Source organism: Aliiglaciecola aliphaticivorans, assembly GCF_054782055.1.
Genome location: NZ_BAAGTF010000002.1, coordinates 29,394 through 49,143 on the forward strand (window position 1 = coordinate 29,394; position 19,750 = coordinate 49,143).

Annotated in this window: 14 protein-coding genes and 1 pseudogene; 4 read left to right on the top strand and 11 right to left on the bottom strand. The window is 42.3% G+C overall.

All coding sequences use genetic code 11. From position 1 onward, the window contains the following. Positions 1-91: 91 nt before the first annotated feature. A complete protein-coding gene (locus ACYVIL_RS00595) occupies positions 92-2,890 on the bottom strand; it encodes a dsDNA nuclease domain-containing protein (protein WP_460311200.1) in 2,799 nt (932 codons plus the stop codon). Positions 2,891-3,956: 1,066 nt separating this feature from the next. Further along, positions 3,957-4,151, bottom strand: coding sequence for a CsbD family protein (locus tag ACYVIL_RS00600; protein WP_303472057.1), 195 nt, complete (start codon positions 4,149-4,151; stop codon positions 3,957-3,959). Between the two features lie 318 nt (positions 4,152-4,469). Here ACYVIL_RS00600 and ACYVIL_RS00605 point away from each other — a divergent pair, with 318 nt between their 5' ends. Then, positions 4,470-6,092: a Na/Pi cotransporter family protein gene (locus tag ACYVIL_RS00605; protein WP_460311201.1), complete on the top strand. Its 1,623-nt coding sequence runs from the start codon at positions 4,470-4,472 to the stop codon at positions 6,090-6,092. 4 nt (positions 6,093-6,096) lie between these two features. Here ACYVIL_RS00605 and ACYVIL_RS00610 read toward each other — a convergent pair whose 3' ends face one another. Then, positions 6,097-7,191, bottom strand: a complete 1,095-nt coding sequence (locus ACYVIL_RS00610; RefSeq protein ID WP_460311202.1) for a glycerol dehydrogenase — start codon at positions 7,189-7,191, stop codon at positions 6,097-6,099. Positions 7,192-7,441: 250 nt separating this feature from the next. Here ACYVIL_RS00610 and ACYVIL_RS00615 point away from each other — a divergent pair, with 250 nt between their 5' ends. Together ACYVIL_RS00615 and ACYVIL_RS00620 are read left to right on the top strand one after the other, a co-directional pair. Next, positions 7,442-8,389, top strand: a complete 948-nt coding sequence (locus ACYVIL_RS00615) for a DnaJ C-terminal domain-containing protein (RefSeq protein WP_460311203.1) — start codon at positions 7,442-7,444, stop codon at positions 8,387-8,389. 1 nt (position 8,390) lies between these two features. Next, on the top strand, positions 8,391-8,690 hold the full coding sequence (locus tag ACYVIL_RS00620) for a chaperone modulator CbpM (protein ID WP_460311204.1): 300 nt from the start codon (positions 8,391-8,393) through the stop codon (positions 8,688-8,690). Between the two features lie 82 nt (positions 8,691-8,772). Here ACYVIL_RS00620 and ACYVIL_RS00625 read toward each other — a convergent pair whose 3' ends face one another. From ACYVIL_RS00625 to ACYVIL_RS00640, 4 genes are all read right to left on the bottom strand, one after another. Then, on the bottom strand, positions 8,773-9,348 hold the full coding sequence (locus tag ACYVIL_RS00625) for a hypothetical protein (RefSeq protein WP_460311205.1): 576 nt from the start codon (positions 9,346-9,348) through the stop codon (positions 8,773-8,775). 144 nt (positions 9,349-9,492) lie between these two features. Beyond that, entirely contained in the window at positions 9,493-10,179 is a 687-nt protein-coding gene (locus tag ACYVIL_RS00630) for a hypothetical protein (protein WP_287008506.1), read from the bottom strand. 3 nt (positions 10,180-10,182) lie between these two features. Then, entirely contained in the window at positions 10,183-11,421 is a 1,239-nt protein-coding gene (locus ACYVIL_RS00635; RefSeq protein WP_460311206.1) for a tyrosine-type recombinase/integrase, read from the bottom strand. 103 nt (positions 11,422-11,524) lie between these two features. After that, positions 11,525-12,988, bottom strand: coding sequence for an argonaute/piwi family protein (locus ACYVIL_RS00640; protein WP_460311207.1), 1,464 nt, complete (start codon positions 12,986-12,988; stop codon positions 11,525-11,527). A gap of 212 nt (positions 12,989-13,200) precedes the next feature. Between ACYVIL_RS00640 and ACYVIL_RS00645 the strand changes: the two genes are divergently transcribed. Then, positions 13,201-14,658: a transposase gene (locus tag ACYVIL_RS00645; protein WP_460311267.1), complete on the top strand. Its 1,458-nt coding sequence runs from the start codon at positions 13,201-13,203 to the stop codon at positions 14,656-14,658. A 390-nt stretch (positions 14,659-15,048) separates the two neighbouring features. Here ACYVIL_RS00645 and ACYVIL_RS00650 read toward each other — a convergent pair whose 3' ends face one another. From ACYVIL_RS00650 to ACYVIL_RS00665, 4 genes and pseudogenes are all read right to left on the bottom strand, one after another. Further along, positions 15,049-17,100: a heavy metal translocating P-type ATPase gene (locus tag ACYVIL_RS00650; RefSeq protein ID WP_460311208.1), complete on the bottom strand. Its 2,052-nt coding sequence runs from the start codon at positions 17,098-17,100 to the stop codon at positions 15,049-15,051. 184 nt (positions 17,101-17,284) lie between these two features. Then, positions 17,285-18,670, bottom strand: a complete 1,386-nt coding sequence (locus ACYVIL_RS00655; RefSeq protein WP_460311209.1) for an SMEK domain-containing protein — start codon at positions 18,668-18,670, stop codon at positions 17,285-17,287. 187 nt (positions 18,671-18,857) lie between these two features. Continuing rightward, positions 18,858-19,208, bottom strand: coding sequence for a hypothetical protein (locus ACYVIL_RS00660; RefSeq protein ID WP_460311210.1), 351 nt, complete (start codon positions 19,206-19,208; stop codon positions 18,858-18,860). A gap of 140 nt (positions 19,209-19,348) precedes the next feature. Beyond that, positions 19,349-19,669 (bottom strand): annotated as a pseudogene (locus ACYVIL_RS00665) (efflux RND transporter permease subunit); the annotation flags it as partial. Positions 19,670-19,750 lie beyond the last annotated feature (81 nt).

A 19,750-nucleotide genomic window follows, 5' to 3' on the forward strand; every position in this document is an offset into this window, starting at 1 on the left:
CTGAAAAACCACTCAGGATTATCTTTAAAAAAATGCTAAGTTAAGAACAGGACTTATAAAGTCCCTTTCCATTAAAAGAAGAATTGCTTTACTAAAGTCCATGACATTTTTTATATTTCAAGCCAGAACCGCAAGGACATTGGTCATTTCTTCCTGCTTTGTCGAAAACCTTCCTAGTAGCTAACTTTGACGCATTATTGGAGAGTAGCGCAATGTAATCTAATTGGTTTTCAACTTCCTGACGTTGCTGAGCTTTCAATCCGTCAAAATAAGGGCCCAAACGTTTCATTTCTGAGTTGGCGTCGGCGTGTCGCCCGCATAATGACAATATTACAGCATACTGGCTCCGTACTTGAACTCGCCTGTTTATTAGCCCCTCTGCATTTACAATTGGCAGAACGTGCTCCTCCATTACCTCTCTGGCGACGTCAAATTCTTTAATAGCGACAAATTCATCCGCCAAATCCTGCCCAACGCGCACCATCGACTCTGGTGCGATCGCCATGTTGTAGAACTTCATTGCATGAATACGTATTAATGGTGTAGGTTTGCCGCATGCTTCTCTGGTTCTAGCGCACAACTCAAGTGCGTCAGCGAGATGTTTGAGATGTTCCTGAACATTTTCTGGTTTATTAATAACTTCCCAAAGCACATCTGCATTTTTACCTATTACATCTTGCGGATTGATACCCAGTAGGTCGTAATATCCTTCAATAACACTCCGACACAATATTTCAGCGTCTTTAAATTTCTTTAGCTTCCAAAGAGCTAATGCATGGTTATAGTCAAATATGCGTCTGTGTTCAGCATCTGTGAGCTTTGTGGCGACTTGCTCTACAATGCGGTGAAGCTCGTCTGTATCGCCATTATCAGCCGAAAATAATATTCGCTTCATTGCATACGCAATTTGTTCACGGTTACCAAAATCGTATTCAGCTAGCAAATCCGCCATGGCTTCTAATCGCTGAACGACTTTTTCACTGTGTCCCTCTCTTAATTCAGAAAAAATGAGACCATCTAATGCCCAAAATTTATCGACGGGTTCTAGCGCATCTGAATTCAAGGCTCTATCCAAACTTGCCATTATGTCGACATTGATACCCATCTCATAAAACAACTCCTCACCTGAAAGCTCAATAAGTGACATAACATTGTTAAGCCTTATAAAAACTTGGGTCAACAACGCTAATCTTGACGTGTCTCGAGTTTTTTGAAGACTTAAAATCAGCAGTTCTTGCAACGCCTTGAGCGCACTATTTGTCACTTCTGGGTTCACAAGTTCTATGTGTTGCAACCCCAACGCTCTGACTGAATCATGTACCTTTAACGTATGGTTTCCAAAAACTTCTACTGTACCTGACGCTCTGATCCTCTTAAGGATTGAGGCTGCGTCACCTGTGGACACCTTGAGTGATCTGACCAAAAGAACATAAACTTCCTTTTGACTCAAACCCACATCAGCAAGGCTGAATAAAGCCAAAGAGTCCTGAACTAACTTATCAAACCCCTGATAAACCCTAGAAAGGATAATTTCCTGAGCAGTCTCAACACTGTTCTCGTTATGCTGAAGTTCAGCGCAAAATATATCGACATTACCATCGTATTCAGTCACTGCAATTTTTGCCGCGCTTTGAACATACAACGGGAGGCCCCCCGTATAAATCCTAAGTTGTTCATAACCTTGAGCCGTGGCGTAGCCCCCAAGGTCGTCTACTGCTGTAGCTACCGTATCTATATCCCACCCTAAAAGAGCTTCACGTTGGAGCCCTATGACGGCCTCCAATTCACGGACGTTCTCATTGGGTTGGCACAATAGAACGAAATGAATGCATTTGGTTGCATTAAGTGTATCACGCAGGTTTTCAGCAGGAACGCGATGCGCGTTATCTAAAACTAGAAGCAGAATAGTTCCTTGTTGAAGTAGGAATGTATCTAACGTTCTAAGTGCATCGTAACCACTAACACCCGGGAGTAAGATTTTTCGCAAGCCCTCAGGATCAAATGTTGCGAATTGTGCTGCCAACTCACGAACCAGAGTGCTTGCAAGAGCTGGACCAGGAAGGTCGCCTGTATCGTAATATGCGCAAAGATGTGAGCTGTGCAACGCTGCTTGCGCTGCCCATGCAGTTTTACCTGCTCCGGATAATCCGCAAATAATCCTTATACGCTTTTCGGAATTGAGCGATGGCTCGAATTTTTGTGGCAAATAAAATGATGGTGGTGCTGGGAAATCCTGCATTTGAACGATTAGTTGCTCAAATAACGTGGGTAGGTCTTCAGCGTTAAACCCATGCTGTCTATGATGCGCCACACCAGTAGCAGCGAGCTGCGTCAACCCAGCGAGCTTCCATACAAGGGAGTCAGGCGAGAGTAATGAAAAATTCAGCTTCTCTGCTTGGCCTACACACCACGCTACTGCTTCAGGTACCGACTTCCAGGCAGGAGGGAGTGCAGGGAGTCTTTGAATAGTGCTCTGGGGACTCAAGAAAACCATGTCGTGAGGGATTTCCTTATCGTCAATACTCTTTTTGAGCTGAATACTAGGTGATTGATTGGTAACGAAAACAAAGGAAGCGTCACCTTTCCTCCGCCCTTCAGAATGCTCTTTCCGCAAGTCTTTGAAACGCTCTATGGCACCTGAAATATCGCTATGCATGATTGACTTTGAACGAGTTTTGACTTGCACATAAATTCGCCCACAATCTGTAATAAGCTCTATATCTTCATCAAGCTCGACCATTACCACATTAACTTTTGCTGTTTGCGCCAGTAGCAAACAACCTACCGCATACAAGTGCTGGTACAAAAAACCCCTGTGCACCGACTCTTTGCGCGTTAACTGAGCGGCGTCCAAGACTTTTGAATTGTTCCTTTCATCGTTGTCCAGCATTTTTTGTCTTTATTTAGTTAGGAGTGTGAAGGCGTAAAACTTCATCCCAAATCACAGAATTCTTTACTACAAGTTCCAGCGTAACACTTATTTGGTTGAATTCGAAAATCGATGAATAACTTTAAAGGCTACTGAGTAAGTTTCAATAATAGCAAGCTTAAAGACGACTAAAAGAGGTTGCCTTTTTCCTAGTCCATTTTTATTAAAGATCAGCAAATATCTGAATGTAATAGTGTTCCATATTGAAGTCGGAGTGGCGCGTCAAAAACAAATAATACCTGTTGCTTATTGACAGGGTTCGTTCATTTTCTATGCATTCTGTGTGGGAAAGCTCTATGCAAATAATTCTCATTCGCTATGCGTGATTTTAGGGTTTTGTTTAGTAAAAGCCAATAAGTCTCCAATAATAATTTAAATCATTTAATGTTTAAGAGAGGGGCAAATAAAACCACATTTGGCTTCGTATTTTTCATACTGCTAGTGTTTACCAGCGAAAGTGAGTACTTATTAATAAAATAATATATAATTGAACATAATATACATTATGCGAATATTAGTATTAATGCACGTGGAGGGGCTTGGTGCACTTTCTTCAGTAAATACTTTTCATTTTTATGCGTCTCTGTGTGTCTGGTTTTAGAGTTAACCTCACAAACCTCATCAGATTTCACGTACAGCACGGTTAGATATTTTGAATAGGAACTGCTAGCTTATTTTGGTGACATGAATTTGCTGGTGGCAATCTGTCACTTAGTTTTTGGAATATTTATGCCTGAGCTTTCGATTACGTTTTAACGGATAAACTTAACGTCATCATGATGACTATTCACGTTTAATGCTTATTTAAGAAATGACCTTGTAGAGTAAAGATGTCTTTTGTTTTTGTGAGCTCGTTCAAAATACAATAGCTTGAATTGGGATTGAGTATGTGGTGTTTAGTATGTGATTGATTGAATATAAAAGCGTGGTCGACATTTATTGACCACGCTGTGCTTGTAACATAATAGCAACTTGCACCTCATGAGTTTATGGGAATTGAGGCACAAGGTCAGATTAGAAAAGTCTGTTAACTATTTAAAAATTGATCAACTTGCTTTTCTGCTTCTTCTTTGGATTTTCCATAAGATTGTTGGACTTTGCCAACCAACTCTTTGCGGGTACCTTCCATTTTGTCTAATTCATCGTCGGTAATTTTTCCCCAGTTTTTCTGTACTTTACCTTTAAGTTCTTTCCAATTGCCTTTTACTTGGTCATCGTTCATAAAATTCTCCGTATAAAATTAATGTGAATTAAGAATCGAATTGATTGCACAGATAAAGGAGCAAACACCAGACCATATTTCGGTGAGTAATAGTTTTACCTTGAATTTTGCAGCAAATTGACTGATTTTAAAGGGATATTTTTCGTTATTTTCTTTTTTAAGATCCAAAAATACGGCTTCTAGACTAATCTAGTACTAAGGTGTTTGAAATTATTACAGCTCTACTGTTACAAAATTTCATGTTAGAACATTTGAAATCGAATAATTTGCGGTTTAAGCAATTAAGATTTGGTAGCACATACATTGCGGGCGTATTGAATGACAGAAAGATGGATATTGATCGCTGAGGTTTTAGGCGGCATAGGGCTATTTTTGCTCGGTATGATTGTAATGACTGACGGATTAAAGTCTTTGGCTGGTAAGCTTATTCGATTCCGTTTAATGGAATACACGCGAAGTCCCTACTCCGGCGCGCTTTGTGGTGCGATTAGTACCGCAATTCTGCAATCCTCTAGCGCTGTAACAGTGGCGACTGTTGGCTTTGTTAGAGCAGGTTTAATGACCTTTAGTCATTCTCTGGGGGTAATCTTTGGTGCCAACATGGGGACGACCATCACTGGCTGGTTGGTTTTATTATTTGGATTTAAACTCAAACTAGGCGTGATTGCGTTTCCTCTTATTTTTGCAGGCGCGTTACTGCGTTTATTCGCTAAAGCAAACATAGGAGCCTTAGGATTAACCATAGCGGGTTTTGGACTGATTTTTGTTGGAATAACCGAACTTCAAGACAGCATGGCGATATTACGGGAATATTTTGCTTTCGAAGGTCTATCCGTTGCGACTTTACCGCAAAAACTATCCGTATTAGGCTTGGCAGTTCTATTTACTTTGGTAACCCAGTCATCAAGTGCCGGTGTGGCTGCTGCATTAACTGCACTTTATTCAGATTTAATTAATTTTGAAGTAGCAGCTACCCTAGTAATTGGAATGGATATCGGTACCACAGTAACGGCTTTAATGGCAGCTACAGGCGCATCTGTTGCCGCCAAGCGAACCGGTTATTCTCATGTGATTTATAATCTGTTTACTGGGATAACGGCGTTAATATTTGTCTCTCCCTTTATTAAGGTTTGGGAATACTTAACCGCCCAGCCCATTTTAGACAATGCTGAAGTTGCATTGATCGCGTTTCATAGTGCGTTTAACTTACTTGGTGTGATTATCGTTTTACCGTTTAGCAAGGTGTTTGCAAAGTTGATAGAAGGGCTCATTCGTAGTTCCCATGAAACCAATTCAGAACAACTTGATGACAGTCTGCTGAGTCAGCCATCAATAGCATTAGATTTGGCGTTAGACTCGTTAAAAAAACAACTGATGACATTGCTACAAACAACAGCGGTTATTCTGAGTAAACCTGCTGAAGAAGTAGAAACTAAACTGGTTGAATCACAAATCGATATCAATGTTGCACGGGAATTTATCGACCGCATACCCATTGAAAAAAATGATCAGCAAACGCGACAGCGCCTGCTCAACTTAATTCATACATTAGATCATATGCAAAGGTTACATGAGCGTTGTGAAGAAATGCCGAATCAATCGTTTACACATACCTTAGGGTTGAACAGCGCCCTGCCCGATGAACTTGATAATTATGCAAATCAATTATGTGAGGTGATAAAACGGTTAATTGAAGGGATAAAACACAATCAATGGTCAGGAACGGTAAAAGAGGTTTCAAATTTGTCGGATAAACTCAACGCTGCTCATCAAGCCTTTAGGCAGCTAGTTTTAACACAGGTTACTAATGATGAGTTTGATATTGTCGAAGCAACTAATATGCTAGACACATATCGCTGGTTACTTCATGTGGCTAAACACATAGAAAGATGTATTAGCCACTTATCAGAAGCCAGCGCGTTAACAACGGGCGAAATTTAAAGGCTCACAACTTTTTTCTGCGTCTTCCTTCAGCATCAGCTGCTTTAATACAATGCATCACTTTCCTATAAGTCACTTCATAGGGTTCATTATGGATTGTTTCACCTTCAGCGCATGCACGTTTGGCCACTTTTATTAATTCGTCTTCAGTGGGATCTATCATACCAATATCTTCAAGACAGATGGGTAGCCCAATGGATTGACAAAAGTCGAATACTAAATCGATGGTTTTACTAGGCCTATCGGTTAAAAACATCATTGCCTGAAGACCAATTGCTACTTTCTCTCCATGGTAAAAATTATGGGTAGCCGCAATGGTCGTTAAACCATTATGAATCGCATGAGCAGCAGCTAAACCCCCACTTTCAAAACCAAGGCCACTTAACAGTGTATTCGCTTCAACAACATGTTCTAGAGCCGGTGTGACTATATTGCTTTCACAAGCACGTTTTGCATAAACCCCATATTCAAGCAATATTTCGTGGCATAGTTTAGCTAAAGCGTATGCGCTCAATGGCCCTACTCTTCCGGTCATATTTGTACCGCGTTTAAGGCGGCAATCTTCAGCTTCAAACCAAGTCGCAAATGCATCACCCATGCCAGCCACTAAGAACCTGACAGGTGCTTGGCTAACGACATTGGTGTCAACTAAGACGACATCGGGGTTATGGGGTAACACCTCATATCGGTTAAACGAACCATCAGAATTATAAATAACAGATAAAGCACTGCAGGGAGCATCTGTAGAGGCAATTGTCGGGATTAGAATAACTGGACAACTTTGTTTATAGCCTACCACTTTTGCCGTATCAAGGGTTTTACCACCGCCAATGCCAATAATTACCTCAGTGGAGTCATTGGCAAAGCGATCACAGAGTTTATCAATTTCGTCATCACAACATTCACCGCCGAAAAGCTGAACTTTGCAATCGTTAAGTTGCTCCAACACCTCTTTGAATGGGCCGCTACTATTATCTGTTACAAATTTGTCAGCAATGATAAAAGCGCTTTTACCATGTCTAGCAATTTCTTCTGGTAAAATATTGAGTGCTTGATCACCTTGAACATAACGCCCAGGAAATATAGAAGTAGAAATCATTTTAGTGGCCTTATTTTAGTGCGAAGATGATTATTAATTTACCCCATTAGACGGGTTTTACGTTGATCTACATCAACAACTTTTGTTTATCAGGGGTTCAAACTATTATTAGTAATTGTTTAGGCTTGATAAAAGAGCACTAATGGGCTCTTTCTGTTTGTCTGATAGAGAGAAGCTATTTGATTACGGATGAAAACGCTAATTGCCTACCCATTAATAAAACCTATAAACTATCGAGGAAGGAACTTGTATGGAATTTAAAGACTACTATCAAGTTTTGGGTGTTGAAGATGACGCCGATCTAAAGCAAATTAAAAAAGCCTATCGTAAACTTGCCCTTAAACTCCATCCAGACATGAATGCTGCACCTGATGCAGAAGAAAAGTTTCGTGAAGTGGCTGAAGCCTATGAAGTGCTAAAAGACGAAAATAAACGGGCTGAGTATGATCAATTGAAGCGTTATGGAGGTCAAAATGAGCAAGGCTTTGATGTTCCTCCAGGGTGGCAATCTAGTGATGGATATACTCATGCTCGTGGTTCTGCAAGTGCCGACTTTTCGGATTTCTTTAATTCAGTGTTTGGGGGTGGAAGCCGACATCATCAACAATCACATCAAACTGAATCTGACTTGTATAAAGGTCAAGATGTCGAATTGGAAGTGCCTTTATTTTTAGAAGAATCGATTAAAGGCATCGTCAAACGCGTGGAATATAGTGTTCCTGCTTTGACGGGGAACAAAGTAGAGCAACTTAAAAAGTCATTAGAAGTGAAAATTCCAGAAGGGACGAGTGATGGCGAGCGAATTAGAGTAAAAGGTCAAGGTGTACCAGGTAGTGAAAGCTCTTTAAACGGCGACTTATATTTGCACATCCGTTTAATCCCCCACCCTCTATTTGATGTACAAGGTAATAATTTGTTACTTACCTTACCTTTAGCACCGTGGGAAGCGGCCCTTGGTACTAAGCTAGAAGTACCTACTTTATACGGTAAAATTAGCCTAAATATCCCGCCTAATAGTCATTCAGGTCAAAAATTGCGAGTGAAAGGTAAAGGCTTAAAACATAAAGGTAATCAGGGTGACTTATTGGTTGTCATTAAAATAGATATTCCTAATAAAACCACGGCTGAAACAGAAAAGTTATGGTCACAATTGGCAAACGAAGCTAATTTTAATCCCAGAGCAGAATGGAGCAAGTAAGATGTCAGAAATTACACTTCACCTCACAATTCAGGAGCTATGCCAATACGAAGAAATTACCCAAGATTCAGTATATGCGGTGGTTGAATACGGCATAGTTGATCCCGTTGATGGTAATGCTGTCTCGGAATGGGTTTTTGATTTAGACAGTGCCCATTGGATCAAAAAAGCGGTTAGATTGAATCAGCAATTGCAAATTGATTGGGTCGCGACGGCTATGGTCATTGATTTAATGCGGCAAAAAGAGAAACTCAAAAAAGAAAATAGCCAGCTAAAGGCTAGACTAGATAGACTGCTTTAGTGACAAGCAACTGTATAAAAAAGCCAGCCTCAAAAGAAGAGGCTGGCTTTTTATTATTAGGTCACTCGATATAGAGTTGGTTTTATTTTGCAATTAATGCGATTTCTGCATCAGAGTTTAAAACAACCCACCAAAGATTCCCCAAATCAGCATCAAACCCAACTAATGGATAATCGCTACATTCCGTCTCACGAGTTGGCGGTGTGGTTAAAAAGGTATCGTCCCAGCCTCCTTCAATAACACACGCCGCAGGTGCAATAGCCGCCCATGCATCGGATTTGCTTGCAAGTTGTACTGTCGTAACATCGATGGATTCTGGTACCACGAACTCTACGGCATATTGATCAGAGACAGCATCACTAATATCCCAAGACTTTGTTGCTGTTGCGGGTAAAGAAACAGCAGGTTTACCCTCGCCTTCTTCTAAACTACCTAAATCTGGGCCAGATAACGAGTACGCAAGTCCAGCATCAACTTCGATGTCTTTTTCAAGACCATAATCATCTTGATACATGCCGGTTTGGTTTTGTGTGCCACTAATAATTAAAATATCTGAACTGGTTTCGTCTGTCGCTGCTGTCCAACTTAATGTTACGTGTTCTTTTAAGTCTATAGTGGTTTCAGGAATGATCATTTCGTCATTATCGTAATCAGGCACTACACGATAGGCCGCATTTAAATTTGGAGACCATCGTTCATGGACTTGGAATAACCATTGATAAGCAGGCTGAACTACCGTTTAGGTCGCTGATTTTCGATAATTTCACCTAAGCACTTAATTTATATATAGAAATTAATTGATTTAACTATTTTCAGCGAGCGTTACCGCTACTGTCATTGCCGAGTAGAATTTCATTAGAATTACGAAGCCCTTGGGCCTACTGTCATGAATTTTATAAGAGAACACTTCTGGATTTTGGCCATAACTTTCTGTATCAAATAAAAATGCACTTACTCGCTCAATAGTATCATCAGTAATTGCATTAATTTCTTCGGAATTTTTAGAGCTTAGATCACGTAATTCATTGCTCATGACAAGTGCTGGTCCTTCCCATTTAGTTTGAGTGTGATGGTAATATAAGCCTCGTGCTATATGTGATAACACGTTATCAAAACGTTTTAGGTCGATTGAATACGCGGCGGTATGTTCTACTTTTCCATCTGGATGTTTCAGCATTACACGTTGATAATTATCTAAAAAGTTCGAATACGTGTCAGGACGCCTTTCAATTGCCCGCATAATCTTCGTGTTAAACAGTTGCTCCTTTATGTCGTTTCCATGAAAGCAGGTAGATAGACAAAATACTAAATATTCATCGTCTCTACTTTTATTATTATTGTGTTCCTCACAAGATGGCACCGTTATTAGTTCTTTGCGTAGGCTGAATTCCCCAAGCAAATCCTTCTGTTTGGGAAATAAGGCTTTTGGTGGTATGTGCTCTTTCGTCGTTGCTAAAGCGTCGCACATGTAACATGTATTGGATCCCATTAGCTACTCGACTTTTCTATCTTTACCAGATGAAGCACGTTTTTTTCGTTCAACCTGAACATAAACTGTATCGGTAGTTGCACTGCTGGAGTGTCCCAAATCTTCAGACAAATCTTTCAGGGGCCGTTCCCTTTCAATTTCCATACTGGCACCGGTGTGACGCAGATAATGTGTCGTTGCTTCATTTAGTTTCTGAGCAGCTTCTGACCCTTTTTCTGACTTCATTTTGTCAAATGCTGCATCAAACACTTGTTGAATGAGCCTACTTATCTGTCGACTCGTTAACCCACCACGGCCTCTAACTTTCTCTACCAATACGGTTTGCTCACCTTTTGATGGTAACGAAGAAAGGCCACGCCACTCACGATAACGCTTCAAGTAACTTAAATAACCTTGAGGTACGGTAATATCGCGTATTTTCTTGCCTTTTCCGTAAACTTTAAACCACCAGTTATTATCTTCATCCGTCCAAAAATGGCTCATTACGGGTGTCCAGTCTTGTCTTTCTGAAAGCTCAGATAGCCGAAGAAACAAGGTTTTCATTGTAGATATTATGAATAAATTTCGCTCGAAAAGGGCGTCTGTATCCGCTAATTCAACCGCGGTATCTAGCAAATATTGCCACTGGTGCTCTGTTAGTCGGCTGATAGTTTTTACCTGGCTATCTTTTATCATGTGCTTGCAATCACGCTTCGCTAATGGGATGGGATTGCCAAAGCAAATTTCCTCATCAATCAGGTGTCGGTAAAACGAACTAAGCGCAACAAATGCAGATTCTAGGGTCTGTAGAGACGGTTTGTATTTTCTGGGGTCGAGTACTCGGTCTTTATCATATTTTGGCGGCGTTTGTCTAAATGGTGTCCAGTTAATGTTTGAAGCAAAATATCCGTTGCTTAAGCTAAATCTGTCATGTAACTGAGTGCTGATCCATTTAACAGGCGGCGCGACACAAAAATCAATGTAACGCAAAATATCAGCTTTGCGTAAATCGTCAACAGGCTGCTTATCAACCATAAACACCCACAGTAAAAACTTTTCGATGTCGTTTCGAAAACGCACGTACGTGTGTTCAGATTTGTTGCGACCAATATAAAGTAGGTAATCTTTTGCCCAGTGCCAATGTTGCTGCATCCACTTAGGTTGATTCTCTAAGTATGCAGACAATTGCGGATAGACACTAAGACTCAGCTCAGTCAGTTCAGGATAGGTTGGAAACAAAGGTGTGGGTTTAGTGATGGCCAAGTGAGTTTTTATTGTAGGTTAAGGTGGCAACACTATAACTTACCCTTATACATTATGTCTAATACTGAAGAGTATTAGACATAATGGTGGTAATGCAACAAATCTACATATAAAAACTGTAACTGACTTGAGGCTTTTCACCTAAATCCACGTATTTCATTATATCCCCAACCTTTTTTGCACACTCAAGAGTAATAGGCAATCTGCCATCTAGTTGTGTGTTATTCCAATTCATCTTAGTTAAACCCAATATTTCCTCAGACAACTCCTCTAAAGACGAAACGTTTTCATAAACATCTATTTTTAGCGGATTTGGTACGTAAGCTCCAGGATAAGTTTGATAAAAATCGATTGTGCCGCGTGTATACAAAACGCCTTCACTTTCATTTATTGAGAGCAATGTGCCTCTCTTGGGTGGATAACTAGTCTGACTAAACAATCTAATATCCGTATTAGTGATAGAAACAAAGTCCTTAGAACGAACGCCTTTCTCTTCTAAAACACGACAAAACCCCCTGATTTCAGTTTCTCGAAATTTTGACGTTTTATGAATAACAATTCTGGCAGGCATTTGCATAAGGGCTTTATCGTATTCAGATAACGCTGAGCTTAATAAATCATAAGCTTGTTCTTCTGACATAAACGGACGCTTATCATTTTTATCGATGACAACAGGTGTCCCGCGTAAGATTACCCCGTGACCAAACTCATCAAATACTTGAGCTAAACTTGTTGATATAGTTTCACCATCTCTACTCTTATAAAATCCAATTCCAACATAACAACTCTTCGGTTTAAAGCGCTCTTCTTTTAGCCTCCATGGAACTGTTTTATTACCTTTATAGTACAAAGCCGTTGCAAAATTCAACGCGCGAGTCGCATCGTCCTGATTCCCTCTATTCGCTTTCCCTGTCAATAGCGTACTTTCGAGCACAAGTTGCAAAGGTATGCCAAGGTGCATGCATTTCGCCTTTAGTAAACGTCTAAAGTCATGTTCCATATACTGTTCGACTGATCCGGTGTCTTTTTTCGAACCAGCATCTTTTTGCGTTAATGATAGGAATAGTTCTTCTGGTATAACGCAAATAATGACGTCAATTGCTCTATTCTCTGCAAGAAACTGGACTTGTTCGTAGTACAAGTTTACTGCTGCCACGACTCTTTCTTCTCTAGTTTTAATACGACTAACTTTAACAATTGAAGATTTTTGAAGCGCGCGCGTGAATCCTGGTGAAGATAATAGTCGCGTGAAAAAACCATAGTCAGCCGAAACACCACCAAAACCTTTAAACAGGTTTGATAGCTCACTTTCCTTGGCGACAATACCGCTGCGACATAAGTCCAACCAAACGTCGAGTTTATCTACGCCCTCCCCCCTTCCTACTATTCCGAGTCTTAGCTCTGAGCGTCTAAGTTCATCTTTAGTTTTGATGTCTTGTAGTTTGCTTAAAACCTCTTCAAACTGCTGTTTGCAGCAGTTCTCACCGTCTTCTGCTTTTGGGTCTATTTTTTTAGTCGATTCAGTCTTTATGTCGATGCTTTTTGAAATATTATTCGCAATTTCCAAAGTTAATTCCTTAAATTTGATAGTGAAGCTAGATTTACAACGAGAGCCAGGATCTTTTGCACTTATTTCGGCTTATCGGCAAACCGGCCGTTCAGGCAGTCGTTAATTACGTCTATTTTTGCCACACTTGCCTGCATAAAATTCAAAGACAAACGAATGTGCCGGCAATACGACAGAGTGAACAATACAAACGCCATCGACCAGAAACTACGATGCTTTATCAATTGGTCGAACGGTACTATCCTGGCTTTACCGTAAACTTAGCCGAACAAGGCAAATACTTACCTAAATATGTTGAACGTGAGTTTGATGAGTTCTTGCGTTGTGGTCGACTTGAGTACGGTTTTTTGCGAGTCGTCTGCGGTGACTGTAAACATGAGAAGTTAGTCGGCTTTAGCTGCAAGCGCAGAGGCTTCTGCCCCAGTTGTGGAGCAAGACGAATGGCTGAAGGCGCAGCGCTGTTGGTTGATGATGTGCTTAGGGGCTACCCAGTGCGCCAGTGGGTCCTAAGTTTACCCATTCCCCTTCGCTTGCTGCTAGCAAGATACCCAAGTGAGTTAAGCAAGGTGATGCAAATCATTCACCGCGCCATTTCCACTCAAATTGTGAACAAAGCAGGCTTTACCAACAAACAAGCCAAAACGGGAGCGGTCACACTTATTCAGAGATTCGGTAGCGCCCTCAATTTGAATATCCATTTTCATATGCTGTTCTTAGAAGGTGTAGTAAGTGAAAATCCATGGGGTGGCACCACCTTTACCCGAATAAAGGCCCCAACGCAGGATGACATGGTCGAAATAGTGCACTCTATCAGCCAACGTATTGCTAAATATTTAGAGAAAGTTGGCTTGGTTGAGCGTGATATGGAAAACAGTTTTCTTAACTTGCCTGTAGATGATGAAGATAGCCTTCTCCAATTACAAGGCGCATCTGTCAGCTATCGCATAGCAATGGGGCCTCAACAAGGGCAAAAGGTGTTTACACTACAGACACTCCCTGCAAGCAATGAAGGCGAATATGGTCAGTTAGCCAATACCTCAGGTTTTTCCTTACACGCAGGGGTCTTCGCTAATGCCGATGAGCCAGAGAAATTAGAAAGACTATGTCGCTACATCAGCCGCCCAGCGATTAGTGAACAGCGTTTAAGTATGACTGACCATGGGAAAGTACGCTATGAATTAAAAATGCCATATCGAGACGGTACAACCCACGTATTCTTTGATCCTCTGGATTTTATTGGCAAGCTAGCCGCTCTCATTCCACCACCAAGACTTAACCTCACCCGATTTTTTGGCGTATTCGCCCCTAACAGCAACCTTCGCGCCCAAGTGACGGCCTCACAGCGTGGAAAAAATAGCCCTAAACTGAACGATCAGGAAAGTCACCAGTCTGACAAGCCTTATCACGCTAGGGGCATGAGTTGGGCTCAGCGCCTAAAGCGAGTATTTAGTATAGACATTACCGAATGTGAGAAATGTCTAAAACACAATGTGACGATAATTGCCTGCATAATCGAACCTAGCATCATCCACAAGATATTGTCGTATCTAGACAATCAAGGCTCGGCCATCACCGGTAATAATACCAGAGCACCGCCGGTCGAAGCTTTAGGGCAAACGCTTATGTTTGATGATTTCACCATCCAAAGTGATTTTGACTTCGGCGCGTGACACACTGAAAACACAATGATATTTGAACATGCCATTTATTGAGGCAGGGCTTTTCGCATTTCACTATCCCTATTTCAGCACCAAAGGTCAGCTTACTTACTCACCTCGACGACAAATATTTCACAAATTTCTTCAACACCACAAACGAGTAAACGCGAAACTACCCTCAAATACAGCTGTGACAATGACTAGTACATAGCGTTAATTCGTCTTATACTCCATCAAAGTCGACATCGCGAACTTTTCAGACCTTGACTAACAATGCATCGATGTTCGGTTTTGCATACCGTTCACAGACAATCAGTTTTAGGCGTTTTAACCATTAGTCCAGAACAAGTGATTTGGAGCGCTTGCGCGATTTACGCTACAGCCCTTACTCTACCGCACGCATCATGTCGATTGGACGCGATTGTCTTTGAATGCCAGTAACCTCAAAGCGTTGAAGACGACGATAAGCGTCGATCCTTCGTGAATCAGTACAGCCGGTCCGATCCCCAGGCCGAACAAGGTCGCCGGGATAAGCAGTGCAACGACGCCGAGACTGAACCACAGGTTCAGGCGGATGATACGGCTGGTCTTACGGCTTAGTCCCACGGCGAACGGAAGGGCCTGCAAATCATCCGCCATCAGCGCAATATCCGCTGTCTCCAATGCGACATCAGAACCTGCGGCACCCATTGCAATTCCAACTGTGGCATTAGCCATAGCCGGGGCGTCATTTACGCCATCACCCACCATCGCCACGCCACCTTCTGCCTTGAGGGCTGCGATTTTCGTCACCTTGTCCTCTGGCATCAAATCGCCAAACGCGGTGTCCAGGCCGACTTCTTTGGCGACGGCGTCAGCAACATTCTGGTTGTCGCCAGAGATCATCATCATCCGTTTCAGCCCCAGATCACGCAGCGCGGCGATAACCGTCTTGGCGTCCTCTCGGGGCGTGTCCATCAGGCCAATTGCGCCAAGATACCTGTCGCCTCTTCTGACGATCATCGTCGTACGACCATTTTGCGACATCGCCTCAACCGATGCACGCAGATCGTCGGGCAAAGGCAATCCTTCGGCATTTTCAAACAGGGCGGTCTTACCAATATGAACAATCTTGCCGTCAACCTTCGCCGACGCGCCTTGTCCAATGATATTGGCGAAATCCGTGGCCTCGACCGGCAAATCGCCGAGGCGGTCTTTGACATCCCTGACAACGGCCTGTGCCAGCGGGTGGTCGCTGAGCATCTCGACGGCGGCACTGACCTGTAACAACTCTGTCTCTGACGCATCGCCATAGGGTTTAATTTCGACCAGATGCGGCTCGCCAATGGTCAGGGTGCCGGTTTTGTCAAAGGCAATCGCGTCCAGATGACCCATGGCTTCCAGTGGCGCGCCGCCTTTGATCAACACACCGCCACGCGCGGCACGGGCGACTCCCGACAAAACTGCGCTGGGTGTCGCAATTGCCAAAGCGCAGGGACTGGCCGCGACCAGAACGGCCATCGCACGGTAAAAGCTTTCAGCAGCTGTTTCGTCCAAAATCAGGAACGAAAAGCTGGTCACGACGGCCAACACAATGACGCATGGCACAAATATCTTTTCGAATTTTCTGGTAAAGTTCTGTGTCGGCGACTGGCGGGTCTGTGCTTCGGCAACCATTGTCACCACCCGCGCCAGGGTTGATTCTCCCGACAGTTTCGTGACCTGAACATCTAGGCTGCCGCCGCCGTTTATCGATCCGGCAAAGACGCGGGTTTGCGCAGTGAGCTTGTCCAGATTGCTTGCGGCATATTCGGGATCATCGACAGGCACCTTGTCTACCGGCGCACTCTCGCCCGTGATCGGAGCCTGGTTCACGGCGCTTGATCCTTTGACAACGAAGCCATCCGCCGGAAGTCGTTCGTTAGAACGGACAACGACAATGTCACCCACCAACAGGTTCTCGATCAAAACTGTCTCGGTGCTGTCGCCCCTGCGAACCAAGGCCTCGTCCGGTGTTAGGTCTGCCAATGCGGCGACTGCGTTTTTGGCGCGACCCATGGCGTAGTTTTCAAGCGCATGACCGATGCTGAACAGAAACAGCAGGAAAGCGCCTTCCGCCCATTCCCCCAAGAACGCAGCACCTGATGCAGCGACGAGCATTAGAAAATCAATCTGAAATTGACCTTTGACGATCTTTTCAATGGCTTCGCGCAAGGCAAAGTAACCCCCGAAAAAGTACGCTGCCAGTAGCAGGCCAAAACCGAACTGTTCAGAAATTACACTGAATTTTGGCCCCAACCAGCCAACAAGCAAACAAACCCCGGCAAGCACGGCGAATATGACCTCGGCACGTCCGCCCAAGACCGTATTCAGAAAGCCGCCATGCGCGTGATCGTGGCCATCGTCGGTTTTGTGATCGTCGGCAGGTTTGCTTTCGCCGTGAGCATGTTTCTCGTGCGTGTGATTTTCGGACATATTTCTTTCCTTTACAGGGTTCGGATCGGTGAAAACTTTCCGCATTCAATCAAGCATCACGGCGTTTGTCAAGACAGAGGGGGGTATCATAAACACCCATTCGTTCGATTCCATTACGTGGACAAATATGTGTTCCTTTACCGAACTCTAAAAGCGGCTCTTCAATTACGGTAACCTTCATTGTTTATTCCTCCTCATCGATATCAATCAAATCTTCGGTGATGTTTTCTGGGACAAGCTGAATAAGCGAACCGAACTTAATTTCCTGATGTGTCATTTGAGAGAGAAAAAAAGCAATAAACCGGGTCAGATTTCTCACTGCTTGATTGTTTTCAAGCCTTTTTTGCTTCGTTACTAACTTGTCGTGAAAACGGGTGCGACGATAGGAGTTATAGGTATAAAGCCAACTCGGTACGATCAGGGTATGGAACTGACCCATCGTATGAATAAACCTTAACTGGAAGCTTAGGTGTTTATAGTGTGCAAGACTACCGGGTTCTTTCTTACTATCTACACGTTCAAAAACTGTTCTATGAGCTGTTTTCATACCTTTCCATGTTTCTTTCCTGTGTGTTTGCTTTTCGTCGTCTTTATTAAAATAGAACTGCTTTTCATACATATCAAAGTTGACATTATGATGTATGAGCTGCTCCCGTATTTGCCCTTGAAGAAGCGACTTAAAGACATTTTCATACTCTACATATTCTGAGTAATATAGCTCATCGCTATCGACTTCTTCGATAGTTCCAACATCAATTAGAGACTTCAGCGGGGATTGGACTTCAAAATCTTCGAACGTGAATATCTTACCATCATGAAAAGCCCACCCCGTAAACTTAGAGCCTTCAAGTTCTAAAGCAAGACGAATGCACATGTGCATATCTGACTTCCTGCCCTTATATTCAAGTTCACTTTTTGCTCGCGAAAGCACATCCTTTTTGACTATTGTAGTTTCAGCAATAAAAACCTTAGATGGGAAAGTAATTGGCGCAATATTTGACGTGAACACGACTGGAACATCGGTTTTTGGTTCGCGAAGCGCTAAATAAACATCAATTTCTCCAAGAATAAGTTTGAATTCGTGCAGGATCCGACGTTGGGCAGTAACTCTTAATTCTGTTACTTTTGATAAAATGTCGCCGCAATCAATAATATGTGTTTTTGCAATGAAATTAAATTTCTCTCCCGTTATTTTATCAATAGCCTGTTGTGAGTAGCTTTTCTGTTTGCCCACAAGCATCAGAATAAAGAGCTCATCAAAGTTGGATTGATAGTTTTTATCAACGAAAATGGATAGCGTTTTTTTAACTTTTTCGAGATCTGTAGTTGCGGTTACCTGAAATGCTACTCGATCATACTCATCCCCTAGATCTATACCAGGGTAATTTTTCTGCTTCGCATTTAGATTGTGTAACTTTTGCAAGTGAAACAACTCTTTGAGAATGGGTATAAATGCATCTTCCATCGCTAAGTTAATATCAAGCCTACCCTGCTTACTTGCGAGCTCAACCTGACTAACTATTCTTGATACGGCTTCGCGTAATTCGTTTTCGACAGTTAATGCATCCATGTTGATCCTTGATATAAGCCTGATTTTATATACAGTATACATTGGCGCTTGTTTGTATAAATCAAGCTTAATTTACCTTTTTGTTTAGAAACAATACAAACAGTAAAAATACATAAACCTATCAATGTTATTGCAGCGAATGTACTACACTGCTTGTAACTGCTCAGACAGATTAGTACTGTAACTATTATTGGCTGGTCACATGTTCAGCAATCACCTTCGCATTTTCGGTTATTGATTCAAATGTAACGTTGAAAATAGCTTTGTTCGTTGGTTTTATTCTACGATGTCTATCGGTGCTTATTCTCCTTCTGTATTCTGCATACTTTTGCTGAATTACCTTTCCATCATCTGAAATGACTGATATCCGTATGCGAACATTTCGCATTGTACTGTGGGTGATTGACTGTAGCTCACCCCATACGTTCCAGCTATCTCCACTTTGGTTAACATTCACACTAAGAATAGTAACTGGGCCATTAGGTAAGTTTACTATTTCTGTTTCTCTAAGTGAGCTGCTGCAAGCCACGACAGACATCGTCAGGACTATTAGGAGTGCCCATCTTTTCAATGTATATGATTTTTTCATAATTTACTGTCCTTTGAAGAGATTAAGTCATTGATTGCAAAAGAGCCTCGCGTCTTGACGCCCCGAGGTTTCCTGACTATTTCATTTTTTTAGCATAAGCCATTCATTCGATACAGCACTGGCATCACAAAAGGGGTTAGTAAGGTTGATCTACCGATGGCCACTGTCGCCAGAGGCGTTTGAACTTCAGCACCCGTACCCACATTTAACTCCATGTGAATAAAACCCAAGTTCGCAACGAGCGCTGTCATCAACACAGGGCGAAATCTAGTGATTGCAACTTCTACAATCGATTCGATCAAATCATCTGTTTCCTCCAACTGCTGTTTAATAAACGAAATCATCACCAGCCCGTATAACGCCGCAATAGCAGATAGCGCTGTGAAACCTACTCCAGCGGATATAGACAATGTAAAAAAGAGATGTAATATTTTTTGGTAGCCTTTGATAGTTTTTCATATCTACTCCTATAAGGTTTGATGCTAGCCTAT